Consider the following 15,429-nt stretch of genomic DNA (forward strand, 5'->3'; position numbering starts at 1 on the left):
CCCGTGTTGAAGCAAGCAGAAATTGTTACTTGAGAGAATTAAGTCATCGATGCTTTTACATACACATCAAAGCGGTTTTTCTTTGTTTCAATCGCCATACTCGGCTTATGATTATTCAACCACTCAGCATAATCTGGGCGCTTAACCACGACACGCTTGGTAGCCAAAGCTAGCGCAGGTTCTAACAAGCCATCTGCATCATTATCAGCCCCAACCAATGATTGGAAAACCCGCATCTCTTTTTTGACTAGAGCACTCTTTTTCTTGTTTTCTGGGTGTGGGTACATTGGGTCAAGATACACCACATCCGGGGCCACAAAGTTCACATCACTCGCTAGTTCATTGAGTGCATTGTGGCTAGAAGCATGAATTAACGTCATTCGCTCACTCACCCATGAACCGATCTCTGCATCAGCTTTCGCTCGCATTAAACCGTCATCAAGTAATGCTGCCACGACAGGGTTACGTTCCACCATTTGCACTTTACATCCCAGTGAAGCCAATACGAACGCATCGCGCCCAAGCCCTGCCGTACCATCCAACACCGTTGGCGTCGCACCTTTATTTAAACCTGCAGCTTTGGCTATCGCCTGCCCTTTACCACCACCAAATTTGCGGCGGTGAGCTACGGCACCTGACACTAGGTCAACAAATATTGCACCCAGTTTAGGTTCGTCGAGTTTACGCAATTCCAAACGTTGTTCTGTCAATACCAGTGCGAACGGACTGGATGAGTCATGTTGTAATCCCCAACGTTGAGCAATTTGCTCTAGGCGTTCGGTTTGTATTGAGTCTTCACAAACAAGTTGTAGTTGCAAGGCGGTGCTCCATAAAGCGCAAAAAGAGAGGGCGAAGTTTAGCGAATTTTATCATTCGCTACTACGATTGGCGTTATCAGCCATCAATTGAGATACTAAATCCGCCAGTGGTTGTGGTTTTCCTATTACATAACCTTGAGCATAGTCGACACCTAACTCCACCAATAAATCGATGATCTGGTTATTTTCAACAAATTCAGCAACGGTCCGTTTACCCATCTTTTGTGCCAAATCGTTAATCGATTTCACCATCAAATAGTCCATGCCGTTGTTCGCCATATCACGAACAAACAGACCATCAATTTTTACTATATCAACCGGCAGCTTTTTCAAATAGCCAAACGAAGATAAGCCTGATCCAAAGTCATCCAACGCAATCACACAACCAAGTTGTTTGAGCTGACTGAATAACTCTATTGCCTGGTTCATGTTACTCATCGCGGCCGTTTCGGTAATTTCCAAGCAGATTTTTTCACACGGTACCGAGGTATGACTTAACGCTTCGAGCAAATATGAAACAAAACCTTGGTTACCCATAGATTGCCCAGAAATATTGATCGCACAACATCCCAGTCTCTCTAAGGCATTTGGGTTCGACTCTAGCCACGTCAATGTTTGATGTATGACTCGCTTATCCAATAAATGCGCAATGCTGTATCGCTCGGAGGCTGGCATAAATAAACCTGGGGATAGGTACTCACCATAGCTGTCTCGGATTCGAACCAACACCTCAAAATGCATCCCTGAGGCGCCTTCATCTAAGCTAAGAATTTGTTGTGCAAATAGCTCGACGCAATCTTCTGCTAACGCCCTGTGCACTAAGTTAACACAGCCCATCTCCATCTCTCGACGACGTAATAATTGGTCATCTTGGCAATAGATATTGTAGCGATTTCGCCCTTCTTCTTTTGCCGCATGGCAAGCAGTGTCTGCTTGAGCATGGACCATTTGCGGAGAGCTCACCGAATGGTCGATCAAACGTATGCCGATCGAGCAAGTCAGATTGAGTTTAATTTCATCCCAAATGAAAGGTTGTTGTGCCAACGCCATGAGAATAGATTCAGCGACTCGTTTAACATTCACCTCTGCACAATCTTTCACTAAAATAGCAAACTCATCGCCCCCCATTCGAGCCAAGATCGCCTTACTCGGGAGCACCTCTTGCAGCATGCTGGCACAGAACTGTATCGCCGCATCGCCCGCTTCATGGCCAGCCGTATCATTCAGTACTTTTAGCTGATCGACATCTAAATACAGCATCGCGTGAGTACGAGTGTGGCTCGCAACCTCTTTCAATGCTTTTGCCAGCTCAATTTCAAATTGGTTACGGTTATAGGTATCGGTTAATAAGTCGTACTGCGCCTGATAAGCGAGCTGTTCCGCTAATTGATGTGTTTCAGTAACATCTTCACCAGCAATAAGTAAGTGACCACTTTCGGCTAATGGCCTGATATTTTCGCGAATCCAAAGCACGTGGCCATCTTGGTGACGATAAGCAACTTCTCGACGCCATACTCCTTTCAGGGCCTGTTTAGGTTGCAGCAATATCTGACGCGCAATCAGAGCTTCATCATCGAAATAAAACTCTTTTAGCTGATGTCCTAATAACTGCTTTTCATGATACCCAAGTAGCTGCTCGGCAAAGCTGTTGACCTGTTGAATGCGATTCTGTTCATCAAGCGTAATCATCATGACTGGTTGCTGATGGTAGTAATAACTTAGTGTTGCTTCGTTCTCAAACAAGCGCGCTTCCGTGAGCTTCCTTGTAGTGATATCACGCGCCTCAAGCAGCACGCGTGGTGAGGCATGTTTTTGCACAGAGAGAATTCTCAACGTCAGTTCAATACTCATCGCACCCTGTTCTGGATGGAATAACTCCGCTTCAAATTGACACACCGATTTACTGGTAAGGTTCTCAAAGTATTGTTGAATCAAAGGCGCTGTATCTCGGTGCCACTGACGATAAGCCCATAGTGGTTGCTCACTCAATGCACCATTACTGTATAGCAATGCACTCAACTTGCTGTTGGCCGACAACAAATAACCGTTCAGATCGAAAAGACCAATCAACTGATAGCTTTGATCAAAAACCATCTCAATCAATGCTTGGTTATCACTCGCAAGACGTTCGCTTTTTCTCAATCGACTGAGGTAATAAATTAACACCACAATGACGGTGAGCAATATGCAGAACAACAATGCTGCTGCACGTAATTCGCGGTGATAACGCTCTGAAAAGCTTAACGGTTTGTTGATCAAAGCCGCCGACAACAAATCATTGCCATTTAACTTCCATGCGATCAAAGCTTTGTAGTCCAATTTAACTTCCCGCATACCAACTTCAATCGCAGGTAGTGGCTGTTCAGGATGCTCTAAGACTTCTATCAGTTTCATGGCCGCTTGCTGCCCTTGAGAGCGCGCGTTCGGCATCACACCGCCCACAGCACCAAAGCCCAACCCTAAATCATGCACCATGTATACAGGGCCACCCGATAGTAGGCTTAACTCTTGAATGTCACGCGGCGTAATAATGGTTCCGCTTTGTTCACGGAAAAAAGCAGCCAAAATCAAACTGGTTCTTTTATCAAACTGCTTTGCCAGCGCCAACACCTCATCAAATGAATCCAGTGCCAAAGGTTTAACCACGAAAGGCAATGATTTGTGCTGGGATATATAGCGATTGATCTGCTCAAGTATTTTTTCTCCAGTCACCGTTTTGTCGGTGACCAGATAAACAGTATGCGTATTGTTCTGCAGTCTCTGAATAAGTTCTAAATTTGCCGCGATATCAATTTCTTCAATAACACCAGTCGCATTGATTCCAGTATGCATATCGGCTTGGTAATGATTGATACCACCAAAGATAACGGGTGTCCCATTTAGCTCTGGCGCCAACTTTTTCATTAACGCTAATGCGGTATTATCGCTCACCACGATGGCATCGTAAGCTTTGTGATTGAACTGAGATTGATATAAGCGATATAGTTGATCGAGATAATCTTGGTTCTGTAAGCGTTTGGTATCTAGATAATCTATCTGAGGTTGAATATCGGTTGTAGTTAGGATTTCATTCAAGCCTTGCTGAAAACGATCGGTCCAAAAGAAGCCATGATGATAGGAATGAACCACAAGCACTTCTTTATTTTGCGCCGTCACATAAGAACTAAATAGACAGCAGAGAAGAATGAATCCAGCGCGCACTTAACAATGTTCGATATAGAAAGAAAAAGGTGGTAGATATTACCATTAATGGGGTTAGTTGAAATTCTTCACTAAGCATTGAATTCATCTATGACAGGGAAATTAATGAATCTTCATCCAAATAAACTCGACGATTTAGACAAGGCGATATTAAAGACGTTAATGGCCGATGCTCGCACCCCCTACGCTGAGATGGCAAAACAGTTCAATGTCAGCCCAGCCACCATTCATGTGCGAATTGAAAAGATGAAAGCAGCGCAAGTGATTCAGGGGACTGAAGTTGTTGTCGACACCAAGAAGCTTGGTTATGACGTATGCTGTTTTATTGGCATCAACCTTAACGCTGCCCGCGACTATCACTCTGCGCTAGAAAAGCTCAATGCTTTAGAGGAAGTCGTCGAGGCATACTACACCACTGGGGCTTACAATATTTTCGTCAAATTAATGTGTCGTTCGATAGAAGAGCTGCAATATGTGTTAATCGACAAACTGCAGGCGATCGATGAAGTGCAATCCACCGAGACTTTAATTTCGTTACAGAACCCTATCAACCGTAACGTGAACCCATAAAAAAGCTCGCCATTGGCGAGCTTCAAATCTGTTTATCGTGAAGCAAGGTATTGCTTCAACTCTTCAACCGAGATCCCTTGATCAGAAATCTGTTTAGCAAGTAGATCAACTTGTTCGTCTTTACGAGAAGCGATCACTTGTTGAAAGTGGTAGATGATGTCACGTAAAACAGGAAGCGGTACCTGTTTCGCTGCACTCTGAATGCGTTCACCACTTTGGTTACCTAGTTCATTAAGAACTTTACCAAACATTATTTTCTCTGGAGAACTGTCTAGTTGCTCCATTAATTTAGCGATCTCGTACGTCGTTAAAGACATGTTCTACTGCTTTCCACCTGCTAAGTTGAGCCAAATAATATACAACTTTTTATTGGCGAGTAATAGTTTGCAGACCAAGCGAATTATTGCGCGACAGCTTGATGCCAAGCACGTGCGGGTCTGGTAAACATGATTATAAACCAAGGAAGTACGATCAGCATCTGAATTGCGATCATTACTTTCGCCTCAACACCTAGCAGTTGTACTAAACCAATCACCAAACCAGAACCACTCATTTGCAGTAGACCTAAAAGCGCAGCCGCTGTACCCGCTTTATCACCAAAAGGTGCCAGTGCTTTACCCGCGGCAGCACCTAGAATCCAAGCAAAACCAATCGATGACATAAATACCGGCAACATAAACGCCATCGGATGTGCCACATTGGCGAGCAGAAGCATCATGACACCAGCTACCATCAACACAGCGAGACCAATCACCAATGTTAAACGTGTACCCAACTTATCCATACATTTTGGTGCTGTCATACTCGCCGCAATATTGATCGCTGCATTGATACCAAACCAAAACGTAAATTGGTTCATATCCAAACCAAGTTGCTCCATCAATACTACTGGTGCCGAGGTTACGTACGCCAAAATAACGGCCATGGCCAACATACAGAGACTGGCATGAAAGATAAACGTCGGTGTTTTAAGAATGTCTAAGTAACGATTAAGCTTAAACACTGGCTCTTGGCTCATTTGTGGGTTGGTTTCTTTTAGACGTAGCGCCAGCAATACAAACACAATAGCGGCATATAGCGCCATAAAGCTAAAGTTACTGCGCCAGCCAAATTGTTGCGTTAACCAACTACCAAGAATCGGCGCTAACGCCGGAATAAAACAGATTGCACCATTGAGGTAACTAATCATTCGACCGCTTTTTTCAGGGCCAAATAAGTCGCGAACTGTTGCAAAGGCGGCTACCGATGTAGCACAAGCACCGAAGCCTTGTAGCACGCGAGCAACCAACATCCATTCGATATTTTGAGCACCCCACGCCAATAGAGCACTCACGCAATAGATGCCAATTCCTCCCAATGCAACAGTTCGACGTCCGAGTTTATCTGCCAGAGGGCCAGCAAATAGCTGCCCCAAACCCATAGCAAATAAAAACCAAGTTATCGTGCCTTGAGATAGCGCGTGTTCCACGTGAAACGCTTCTGACATTAGAGGTAAAGCAGGCAAGTAAATATCAATCGCTAAAGGGCTAAATAGCACCAGTAGGGTTAACATTATCATTTGAGATTTTTTCGGCGAAACAGCGCTAGACATGATAAAAATTAATCAGTTATTAATGAAATTGGCGCTAGTCTAAGTTAGTCTAGATATTACTTCCAATGACAATCTATCATCAAAGTTATTCTATTTAGGAATACCAATGAATATCGAAAAGCTAGCCCGCCTCGATCTCAACTTACTGGTATGTTTCAAAGTATTGAGTGAAGACCTCAACGTAACCAGAGCAGCCAATCGCTTATGCCTGTCACAATCTGCTGTAAGCAAAAACTTAGCGAAATTGAGAATCCAGTTTGATGACCCGCTATTTGTGCGCAGCTCGCATGGGCTCACGCCAACACCAAAAACTCTGTTTCTGAAACCAAAACTCGAAAACTTGATTCATCAGTTGGAGTTGCTCACCCAACCTGAGCACTTTGTACCTGACACCAGTGATCATCGGTTTCAAATTGCTGCCGTAGAAAGTGTCTATCCACTGATCTTGCCTCACTTTTTACCCCACATTTTCCAGCAAGCGCCGAATGTCACCATCAGCACGCATCCGTGGAATTCGCAAACTTTCGCTCTATTGCAGCGTGGTGAAATCGATCTTGGTATCACCGGTAAAGATATCGATATTAATGATGCTAAGTTAACCATGTTGCCGCCAAGCGACATTTGCGAGCAAGAGATCTACCGTGACAATCAAAAATGCTTAGTTCGCAATAATCATCCAGCACTCAAACAACCTTGGAATCTAGAAAACTACCTTAAACAACGGCACGTACAAGTACGTTGTGATGGTAATGATCGCTGGCTATTGGATTATCGCCTTGCCGATATTGGTAAAGAACGGGATATCGCGATTACCGTTCCGGACTTTAATAGTGCAGCCAGTCTATGTAGCTACACTGACTTTGTCTTTACTGCACCAAGTCACTTTGTTCAGCTTGCAGCCAAGCAATTGAACTTGACCGTGCTAACTCTGCCCCTCGAGTTTCCACCAATGGCTTATACCCTATTCTGGCACCGAGACCGGGAAAATGACCCGGCGTTAACCTGGTTACGAGCCATGATTTGTGACAAAACCGATGCGTTACGTGCGAGTTACTAGTGCGATTTATGGCGAAAAATCAAACTATAATAATAGGCACTGGTGAACATTTGCAGCCACTGAGCAAAAAGAGTAGCTTAACTAACCAATGCGTATTGACGCGATCACGACAAATTGAAGGATTAAACAATGCATAGTAATACTGAACAGCATTTAACTGCCATTAGACAATGGCTTGTTCAGCAAAACCTAGATGCGTTAATCGTACCTCACGAAGACGAGTACTTAGGTGAATATATTCCAGCTCATAATGAGCGCTTACATTGGCTAACTGGCTTCACAGGTTCAGCAGGTGCGGCCGTTGTTACTCAAGATAAAGCCGCTATCTTTGTCGATGGTCGTTACACGGTGCAAGTCACCAAACAAGTACCCGCAGCATTATTTGAATATCGCCATCTCATCAATGAACCCGCACTGGATTGGTTAGTCGATAACCTTGCTCCGGGCGCAAAGATTGCGATCGATCCTCGCATGCACAGCGGCATGTGGTTAGAAGCAGCACAAGCAAAACTCAACAAACGTCACCAAACCGTAATTCTAGATAGTAACCCTATCGATACTCTTTGGAATGACCGCCCACAACCAGTTCTATCTGATGTGCGTCTAATGGCTAATGAAACGGCGGGTCGAAATAGTGCTGAGAAGCGTCAGCAAATTGCGCAATTGGTGCAAAAACAAGGTGGCGACTGTGCCATCATCACTGCGCTTGATTCGATTTGCTGGTTACTGAATATCCGTGGCCTCGACGTATCACGCCTACCTGTATTACTTTCACATGCAATCATTCATGACAACGGTCATGTTGAGTTCTTTATTGAACCAAGCCGAGTTCCAAGCAACTTTGCAGCACATGTGGGTGAAGGTGTCACCGTATTTTCACCAGATCGTCTGCAAGCGCAGCTAGAGCGACTTGATGGTAAAAACGTGTTGCTTGACCCTGCGATCAGCAATGCCTGGTTTAAATTGGTGCTGCAAAATTCTGGCGCTCATATTGTACCTGCCTCTGATCCATGCCTGATGCCAAAAGCATGCAAAAATGCAGTAGAAATCGCTGGCATGAAAGAAAGTCACCTACGTGATGGCGTCGCCATGGTTCAGTTCTTGAGCTGGCTTGATGCAGAAGTTGCTGCGGGTCGCCTCTATGATGAAGGCCAATTGGCAGACAAACTTGAAGCCATCCGTCGTCTTGAACCGACATTGGTTGATTTGAGTTTTGACACCATTTCTGCTGCTGGCAGCAATGCTGCAATGTGCCATTACAACCACAATAACCAGCCACAACCAACGCAACTCAGCATGGATAGCCTGTACTTGGTTGATTCAGGTGGTCAATACATTGATGGTACTACTGACATTACACGCACCGTCGCAATCGGCACACCTAGCGCAGAAATGATTAAACAGTTCACGCTCGCATTAAAAGGTCATATCGGTATCGCTCGTGCCCGCTTCCCACGTGGTACTCGTGGTTACCAACTTGATACCTTGGCACGTCAACATCTATGGGCTGAAGGCTTTGACTATGACCATGGTACAGGCCACGGTGTCGGCCACTTCCTTAGTGTGCACGAAGGGCCTGCGAGTATCTCGAAAAAACAAATCGATGTTGCATTAGACAAAGGTATGGTGCTGTCTAACGAGCCTGGTTACTACCGTGCCGACCAATTTGGTATTCGCATTGAGAACCTAGAACTGGTTGTAGAGCAAAGCACTCAAGGTGATTTTTCTGTATTGGCATTTGAATCTTTGACTCGTTGCCCAATCGATAGTCGCAATATCGATGTTAACCTACTAACTCGTCCAGAATTAGCATGGCTCAATAATTACCACCAAATCGTTTGGGATGAACTCAGTCCACGCCTAAGCGACAAAGCAGTATTGGCATGGTTACGCAACGCGACTCAACCGTTACAACATGCAAACTAATCCAAAGTGAATTAGTTCAAAAATAGAAAAGGCTCCTTCCGGAGCCTTTATTGTTTCACGTGAAACATCGTAACAAAATCAACCAGAATAGGCAGAATGCCAATCACGCCAAACAGGGTCAAAGCCACGAGATCTAATCATCGCTTCAACGCTTGCGGCACTTCGATCATCACTGACTTCAAATTGCTCTAATTCGACGTTGTCGACTGCATAACCGCCAGGTTGAGTTTTCGATGCCGCTGACATGCTAGTAATTCCTAAAGGTAAAATATTATCTCGGAACACCTCACTTTCTCGCGTAGACAGCGATAACTCCACTTCAGGATTAAGCAGTCGATAAGCGCAAATCAACTGGACTAATTGGCGGTCAGACATTATCGATTTGGGCTGTAAGCCACCAGTACATGGACGTAAACGTGGAAATGAAATTGAATAACGAGTTTGCCAATAATTGCGTTCTAAATACTCAAGGTGGGCAGCAACAAAGAAGCAATCTGTTCGCCATTCCTCTAGTCCAATTAAAGCCCCTATACCTATTTTATCGATCCCAGCTCTTGCGAGTCTATCCGGTGTTTCTAGACGATATTCAAAATCCGTTTTGTTACCACGCAAGTGATGCTGCGCATAGGTCGATGGATGATAGGTCTCTTGATAGACCATCACCGCATCTAAGCCTAGTTCTTTGAGCTCAGCATATTCAGCTTGTTCGAGTGGCTGCACTTCCATTGCCAAATAGTTAAAGTGTGGCTTGATAATCGGTAACACTTGCCGAAAATAATTTATTCCGACTTTCGTTTCATGTTCACCGGTCACCAATAACACGCTATCAAATTTCATACTTTTGATTGCAGCAATTTCCGCTTCAATTTCTTGTGTATCGAGTGTTTTGCGTTTGATTCGATTTTCCATTGAAAACCCACAGTACGTACACGCATTGGAACATAAGTTAGAGAGATAAAGCGGAATATACAAAGACATAGTATTACCGAACCGCTTACGAGTAAGCACACTAGAAAGCTGCGCCATCTGCTCTAAATATGGTTCAGCTGAAGGAGAAATTAGCGCTTGGAAATCATTTAAATCACGCTTAGTACGACTTAAAGCTCGCTCCACGTCCTGAGCCGTTTTACTCATAATTGATAGTGAAATTTGATCCCAATCGTATTGCCTTAATTGTTCTACAAAACTCATTAGCGAAATCACTCATCGAGAAAAGAAGTTAAAGGACTAGAAGCTACGGCGTGCTTTGTTTGGCCGGCCAACCCAGCGATATAGGCTGAACGTCCCGCTTCCACCGCTTGTCTAAATGCGGTTGCCATCGCCACTGGATCTGGAGATGCTGCGATCGCGGTATTAACTAGAACGGCATCAGCGCCCATCTCCATCGCTCGTGCGGCATGCGAAGGTGCACCAATACCCGCATCAACCACAACTGGCACTCGGGCTTGATCAATGATGATTTCCAAAAAATCATGTGAAGCGATGCCTTTGTTTGAACCAATCGGTGCACCAAGCGGCATAACCGCTGCACAACCAACCTCTTCAAGACGTTTACATAAAACAGGGTCTGCATGGCAATAAGGCAAGACAATAAATCCGTCTTTAACCAACTGCTCCGCCGCTTTTAAGGTTTCAATCGGATCTGGCATCAAATATTTTGGATCGGGATGAATTTCTAACTTTAACCAGTTCGTCGCTAGCGCTTCACGGGCTAAATGAGCAGCAAATATGGCATCTTGCGCATTTTTGGCTCCAGAGGTATTTGGCAACAGGTTTACCCCAGCCTCAATAAGTGGCAGTAAAATGTTGTCTTGTCGATCATTCACATCTACGCGTTTAAGTGCCATCGTCGCCAACTGCGAACCTGACGCTTGAATAGCATTCGCCATTAACGTGCTATTGGCAAACTTACCGGTGCCAGTAAACAGACGGGATTGAAATACTTTGTCAGCAATTTTAAGCATCATTAGCCTCCTGCAATTGCTTGAAATAATGAAATAGCATCACCAGCCGCCAATACGGTGCTTTGCCACTCGCTTTTGGGAATTACTTGATTGTTTATCGCAAATACACAGCCTTGGTGAGGCAATTCAAACTGACAAATGATTTGTTGTAGGTTGATATTCGCATCGACAACATGCGCTGTACGATTAATAATTATTTCAATCGATGGCATCGTTTACCTCTTCTACTTCTGATACTTCAAACGAGACTGCGCTAACACCACACACGGAACACTGGCTATCTTTATGAATCGATAACTGTTGCCACAGCATGCTCTTGCCATCGAATATATGAAGTTGGTTAGAGGAAACCATAAACCTGCCGGTTGCTAACTTTTGAATCACAGCTAGCGCTTGGTAATTTCCTAAAATACCCACAACCGGCCCCACGATTCCTGATTGACTGCAAGATTGAGGATTAACAATCTCATCGAATGGATAAAGACAGCGATAACAGGCATCATTTGAACCAAAGTCATAAACTGAAAACTGTCCATTCCACCCTATCGCGGCGCCAGAAACTAACGGCGTTTTTTGTTGAAAACAGGCCTGATTGATCTGCTGACGCGTTGCCATGTTGTCACAACAATCCAGCACAACATCAGCCATCATGATCTCCAAATTTAGCTGAACCTCGGTCAAACGCTTAGCTACCGTTCTCACCGACACGTCTGGATTTAATTGTTTAAGTTGTTGGCTCATTGCCTCAACTTTGTGTTGCCCAACATTTTCTTGTCGATAAACGACTTGTCTCTGTAAATTACTCACATCGACGCAGTCATCATCAACAATAACCAATCTACCGACGCCAGCAGCCGACAAATACAGACTTGCAGCACTACCTAAACCACCACAACCAATGATGAGAACCTTAGAATCCATAATCCGCTGCTGGCCCTGTTCATTAATTTCGGGTAAACAAATCTGCCGTTGATAGCGAATAAATTGCTGATCATTAAGCATGACGAACACCTCGTTGGTTAACCGCCATTATTCGTCGGAACTGGTCGATGACTTGTTGGGGTGACTCTGACAACGTAATGGCTCGCACGACCGCTAAGCTCGATACACCGCAATGCCAAACTTGAGCAGCGTTACTCAAATCAATGCCACCAATAGCAACCGTTGGATAGCCTTGGGTTTTGGTACCTATTGAATTAGGTATAGAGGATATTAACTGCTGGTAAAGCGCTAACCTCACTAGTCCTTGCGGGTTAGATGGCATTTGTTTAGTTGTGGTAGGAAAAACATGACCAAGTGCGATATAGCTTGGTTTGAGTTGAGCGATCCTCAACAGTTCATAATAGCCGTGCGTAGAAAGTCCTAAGGAAATACCAGCTTGCTGTAATTGCTCAATATTAGATTCTTCGAGATCTTCTTGGCCTAAGTGAACACCAAAGGCTTTATGCTCGAGTGCTAATTGCCAGTAATCGTTGATAAAGACTTGCGCATCGAATTCACGACCTAGCGCTATCGCTTGAATGATTTGTTGCTCAAGAGTTTCAGTTGCTGGTTCCTTAATTCGCAACTGAATAGTCTTAATGCCCATCTTGAGTAAGCGTTCGACCCACTCAACACTATCGACCACAGGATAGAGACCTAAACTCCCTTCAGATAACTGATGAAAAGCAGTTGGGGTTTCACACTGACGCCACCCAACTGAGATACCCAAAGCCTCATGATGCAATACAGGAGTCGGAAAATCACAATACTTACTAGGCCATGTTTCACGTGGAACATTGTTTTTTGCTCGAGCAACCGTCAACGCATCTTCAAGTGGAAAATCAAGAGCAAGCAGCACCAATAGCCAAGCAAGATGCTGCTTAGTTTCTCTCACGTTTGTGTTTGAGCGTAAGGCTCTTACTTCTCCACTGAGTGGATGTACCCAAATATCTAACGTCTGATTATTATCACGAACGTCAATTAGGATATGATGCTCTGCAACAAAAAGAGAATTACAGGGATGCTGATACTGAACATAGAAATCGCATTCATTCGAGTCGATTTGCCACAGATCGCTACCAATCCTATGGCAAAAAGTATTCGTCACAACCTGGCAATCATTACTATAACTTTCGACAACAGCGACGTATTGGGTATCAAAGTTTTGGTTATTTGCTGCAGATAACGCAAGTTGAACTTGCGCTATTAACTCCGACTGCTCTTTAGGGATACGTATTTCCACCATCATTATTCCGCCTCTGATGAGATTGCTGGATGGTAGAGTTCAGAACCCGCTGCACGAAATTCTTCTGACTTTTGGCGCATACCTTCAAGTGGATTATCAAGCAATTGAATTGAAATCGCTTGATCCGCTACCACCTGATTCGTGTCTTTCGCGTATTCACGAACCTCTTGGGAAATTTTCATCGAACAGAACTTTGGTCCACACATCGAACAGAAATGAGCCACTTTGCCTGATTCTTGAGGTAAGGTTTCATCATGAAAAGCTCTTGCAGTTTCAGGGTCGAGTGAAAGGTTAAATTGATCTTCCCAACGGAACTCAAACCGCGCTTTAGACAATGCGTTATCACGCACCTGTGCTCCGGGATGCCCTTTTGCCAAATCAGCAGCATGTGCTGCTAACTTATAGGTAATCAGACCGGTTTTTACATCTTCTTTATTAGGCAATCCTAAATGCTCTTTGGGCGTGACATAACACAGCATCGCACAACCATACCATCCAATCATTGCTGCACCGATGCCTGAGGTGATGTGGTCATAACCCGGCGCAATATCGGTCGTCAATGGACCGAGAGTATAGAAAGGAGCTTCATGGCAGTGCTCAAGCTGCTCTTCCATATTTTCTTTGATCATGTGCATTGGTACGTGACCAGGGCCTTCAATAATCACCTGTACGTCATATTCCCAAGCAACTTTCGTGAGCTCACCCAGCGTTCTCAACTCAGCAAACTGAGCTTCATCATTGGCATCAGCCACAGAACCAGGGCGCAGTCCGTCCCCAAGGGACAGCGCGACATCATACTTGGCGCAAATTTCACAGATTTCACGAAAATGAGTATAAAGAAAACTTTCTTGATGATGGGCTAAACACCATTTGGCAATAATGGAGCCACCTCTGGATACGATCCCTGTCACTCGTTTTGCTGTCATTGGAACATAGCGAAGTAGCAATCCGGCATGAATAGTAAAGTAATCCACCCCTTGCTCTGCCTGCTCAATCAAGGTGTCCCTCATCACTTCCCAACTAAGGTTTTCCGCGATGCCGTTTACCTTTTCTAACGCCTGATACATAGGGACGGTGCCAATTGGTACTGGGCTATTACGTAAAATCCATTCTCGCGTTTCATGAATATTCCGCCCAGTAGACAGATCCATGACGGTATCACCTCCCCACCGAGTTGCCCAAACTAGCTTTTCTACTTCTTCTTCAATCGAAGATGAAACCGATGAATTACCGATATTTGCGTTCACTTTCACTAAAAAGTTACGTCCAATGATCATCGGCTCTGATTCAGGATGGTTAATATTTGAAGGGATAATTGCCCGTCCTTCCGCGACTTCTTTGCGCACGAATTCTGGTGTGATGTCTTGGGGTAGATTGGCACCAAAACTTTGGCCTGAATGCTGCTGATTTAGCACTTCATCGCGATATTGGGCGCGCCCCATATTCTCTCGCAATGCGATATATTCCATTTCAGGAGTAATCACTCCCTTACGAGCGTAGTGCATTTGAGTAACGCATCTACCTTCAGTAGCACGTCTTATGCGTGGTAAATTGCCGTACCGAAGTTCATCTAATGTTTCGTCGGATAGACGTTGTTTGGTGTAGGTAGAACTTACGGATTGAAGAACTTCGGTATCACCGCGCTCTTCAATCCATCCTTCTCTTAGCTTCGGTAAGCCACTGTAAAGGTTAATTTGATAGTTAGGGTCTGTATATGGTCCTGAGGTGTCATACACGCGTATCGGTTCATTAGGCTCGAATACAGGGGCTTCTTTGGAGTCTCCTACCAAACTATCCGCCAATAAAATTTCTCGCATTGGAACGCGAACATCAGGGCGGTAGCCCTCAACATAGATTTTTTGAGAATTAGGGTAAGGTTGGACTGAAAGGCTTTGTATAAACTGTTGTGCTTCCAATCTCGCTTGCTTGCGACTCGACATAGCATTTTTCCTTGCTCATTTATTAAAAACGTTTGGGATAAAAATGCTTGACGGAACGATATGACAGAAGAGTTCGAATAAAGGTTGTAATAACCTAATACGACATCGATATGTAGACTAACAGACAGAAATAGA

At 44.4% G+C, this 15,429-nt stretch carries 13 protein-coding genes; 3 read left to right on the forward strand and 10 right to left on the reverse strand.

Going from position 1 to position 15,429, the window contains the following annotated elements; translation table 11 throughout:
- Positions 1-38 precede the first annotated feature (38 nt).
- Both Vt282_RS13530 and Vt282_RS13535 read right to left on the reverse strand, forming a co-directional pair.
- Positions 39-818 (reverse strand): class I SAM-dependent methyltransferase, encoded by a 780-nt coding sequence (locus tag Vt282_RS13530; RefSeq protein ID WP_162063626.1) that lies wholly within the window; start codon positions 816-818, stop codon positions 39-41.
- A 51-nt stretch (positions 819-869) separates the two neighbouring features.
- Complete coding sequence (locus Vt282_RS13535) at positions 870-4,019, reverse strand: EAL domain-containing protein (RefSeq protein ID WP_162063627.1); 3,150 nt, start codon at positions 4,017-4,019, stop codon at positions 870-872.
- 105 nt (positions 4,020-4,124) lie between these two features.
- Here Vt282_RS13535 and asnC point away from each other — a divergent pair, with 105 nt between their 5' ends.
- Positions 4,125-4,589 carry a transcriptional regulator AsnC gene (gene asnC / locus Vt282_RS13540; protein WP_162045279.1) on the forward strand — a complete coding sequence of 155 codons (465 nt, stop codon included), beginning with the start codon at positions 4,125-4,127 and terminating at the stop codon, positions 4,587-4,589.
- A 32-nt stretch (positions 4,590-4,621) separates the two neighbouring features.
- On the opposite strand, the gene tsrA is transcribed toward asnC, so the two are convergent.
- Positions 4,622-4,906, reverse strand: a complete 285-nt coding sequence (tsrA, locus tag Vt282_RS13545) for an H-NS-like global regulator TsrA (protein WP_162045278.1) — start codon at positions 4,904-4,906, stop codon at positions 4,622-4,624.
- 83 nt (positions 4,907-4,989) lie between these two features.
- Entirely contained in the window at positions 4,990-6,180 is a 1,191-nt protein-coding gene (locus Vt282_RS13550) for a multidrug effflux MFS transporter (RefSeq protein WP_162063628.1), read from the reverse strand.
- Between the two features lie 106 nt (positions 6,181-6,286).
- On the opposite strand from Vt282_RS13550, the gene Vt282_RS13555 reads away from it, so the two are divergent.
- Both Vt282_RS13555 and Vt282_RS13560 read left to right on the forward strand, forming a co-directional pair.
- Complete coding sequence (locus Vt282_RS13555; protein WP_162063629.1) at positions 6,287-7,237, forward strand: LysR family transcriptional regulator; 951 nt, start codon at positions 6,287-6,289, stop codon at positions 7,235-7,237.
- Between the two features lie 129 nt (positions 7,238-7,366).
- Positions 7,367-9,163, forward strand: coding sequence for an aminopeptidase P family protein (locus Vt282_RS13560; RefSeq protein WP_162063630.1), 1,797 nt, complete (start codon positions 7,367-7,369; stop codon positions 9,161-9,163).
- A 78-nt stretch (positions 9,164-9,241) separates the two neighbouring features.
- On the opposite strand, the gene thiH is transcribed toward Vt282_RS13560, so the two are convergent.
- Genes thiH through thiC form a run of 6 tightly spaced genes read right to left on the reverse strand, consistent with a single transcriptional unit; the run spans position 9,242 to position 15,294 of the window.
- Positions 9,242-10,354: a 2-iminoacetate synthase ThiH gene (gene thiH, locus Vt282_RS13565; RefSeq protein ID WP_162063631.1), complete on the reverse strand. Its 1,113-nt coding sequence runs from the start codon at positions 10,352-10,354 to the stop codon at positions 9,242-9,244.
- Positions 10,355-10,362: 8 nt separating this feature from the next.
- Positions 10,363-11,127 (reverse strand): thiazole synthase, encoded by a 765-nt coding sequence (locus Vt282_RS13570; protein ID WP_162063742.1) that lies wholly within the window; start codon positions 11,125-11,127, stop codon positions 10,363-10,365.
- Positions 11,128-11,129: 2 nt separating this feature from the next.
- Entirely contained in the window at positions 11,130-11,339 is a 210-nt protein-coding gene (thiS, locus tag Vt282_RS13575) for a sulfur carrier protein ThiS (protein ID WP_162063632.1), read from the reverse strand.
- On the reverse strand, positions 11,326-12,129 hold the full coding sequence (locus Vt282_RS13580) for a HesA/MoeB/ThiF family protein (protein WP_162063633.1): 804 nt from the start codon (positions 12,127-12,129) through the stop codon (positions 11,326-11,328). The genes thiS and Vt282_RS13580 overlap by 14 nt, the downstream gene beginning before the upstream one ends.
- Positions 12,122-13,357, reverse strand: coding sequence for a thiamine phosphate synthase (locus tag Vt282_RS13585; protein ID WP_162063634.1), 1,236 nt, complete (start codon positions 13,355-13,357; stop codon positions 12,122-12,124). Before Vt282_RS13585 ends, Vt282_RS13580 begins: the two co-directional genes overlap by 8 nt.
- Positions 13,357-15,294, reverse strand: coding sequence for a phosphomethylpyrimidine synthase ThiC (gene thiC, locus Vt282_RS13590; protein WP_162063635.1), 1,938 nt, complete (start codon positions 15,292-15,294; stop codon positions 13,357-13,359). The genes Vt282_RS13585 and thiC overlap by 1 nt, the downstream gene beginning before the upstream one ends.
- Positions 15,295-15,429: the final 135 nt, after the last annotated feature.

The sequence above is a fragment of the Vibrio taketomensis genome, assembly GCF_009938165.1.
Lineage (GTDB): Bacteria > Pseudomonadota > Gammaproteobacteria > Enterobacterales > Vibrionaceae > Vibrio > Vibrio taketomensis.

Bases quoted from the DNA above. Each gene is read 5' to 3' on its own strand.
- thiH (WP_162063631.1), bottom strand. From the start codon at position 10,354: ATGAGTTTTGTAGAACAATTAAGGCAATACGATTGGGATCAAATTTCA.
- Vt282_RS13555 (WP_162063629.1), top strand. From the start codon at position 6,287: ATGAATATCGAAAAGCTAGCCCGCCTCGATCTCAACTTACTGGTATGT.
- Vt282_RS13560 (WP_162063630.1), top strand. From the start codon at position 7,367: ATGCATAGTAATACTGAACAGCATTTAACTGCCATTAGACAATGGCTT.
- asnC (WP_162045279.1), top strand. From the start codon at position 4,125: ATGAATCTTCATCCAAATAAACTCGACGATTTAGACAAGGCGATATTA.
- tsrA (WP_162045278.1), bottom strand. From the start codon at position 4,906: ATGTCTTTAACGACGTACGAGATCGCTAAATTAATGGAGCAACTAGAC.
- Vt282_RS13585 (WP_162063634.1), bottom strand. From the start codon at position 13,357: ATGATGGTGGAAATACGTATCCCTAAAGAGCAGTCGGAGTTAATAGCG.
- thiS (WP_162063632.1), bottom strand. From the start codon at position 11,339: ATGCCATCGATTGAAATAATTATTAATCGTACAGCGCATGTTGTCGAT.
- Vt282_RS13580 (WP_162063633.1), bottom strand. From the start codon at position 12,129: ATGCTTAATGATCAGCAATTTATTCGCTATCAACGGCAGATTTGTTTA.
- thiC (WP_162063635.1), bottom strand. From the start codon at position 15,294: ATGTCGAGTCGCAAGCAAGCGAGATTGGAAGCACAACAGTTTATACAA.
- Vt282_RS13570 (WP_162063742.1), bottom strand. From the start codon at position 11,127: ATGCTTAAAATTGCTGACAAAGTATTTCAATCCCGTCTGTTTACTGGC.
- Vt282_RS13550 (WP_162063628.1), bottom strand. From the start codon at position 6,180: ATGTCTAGCGCTGTTTCGCCGAAAAAATCTCAAATGATAATGTTAACC.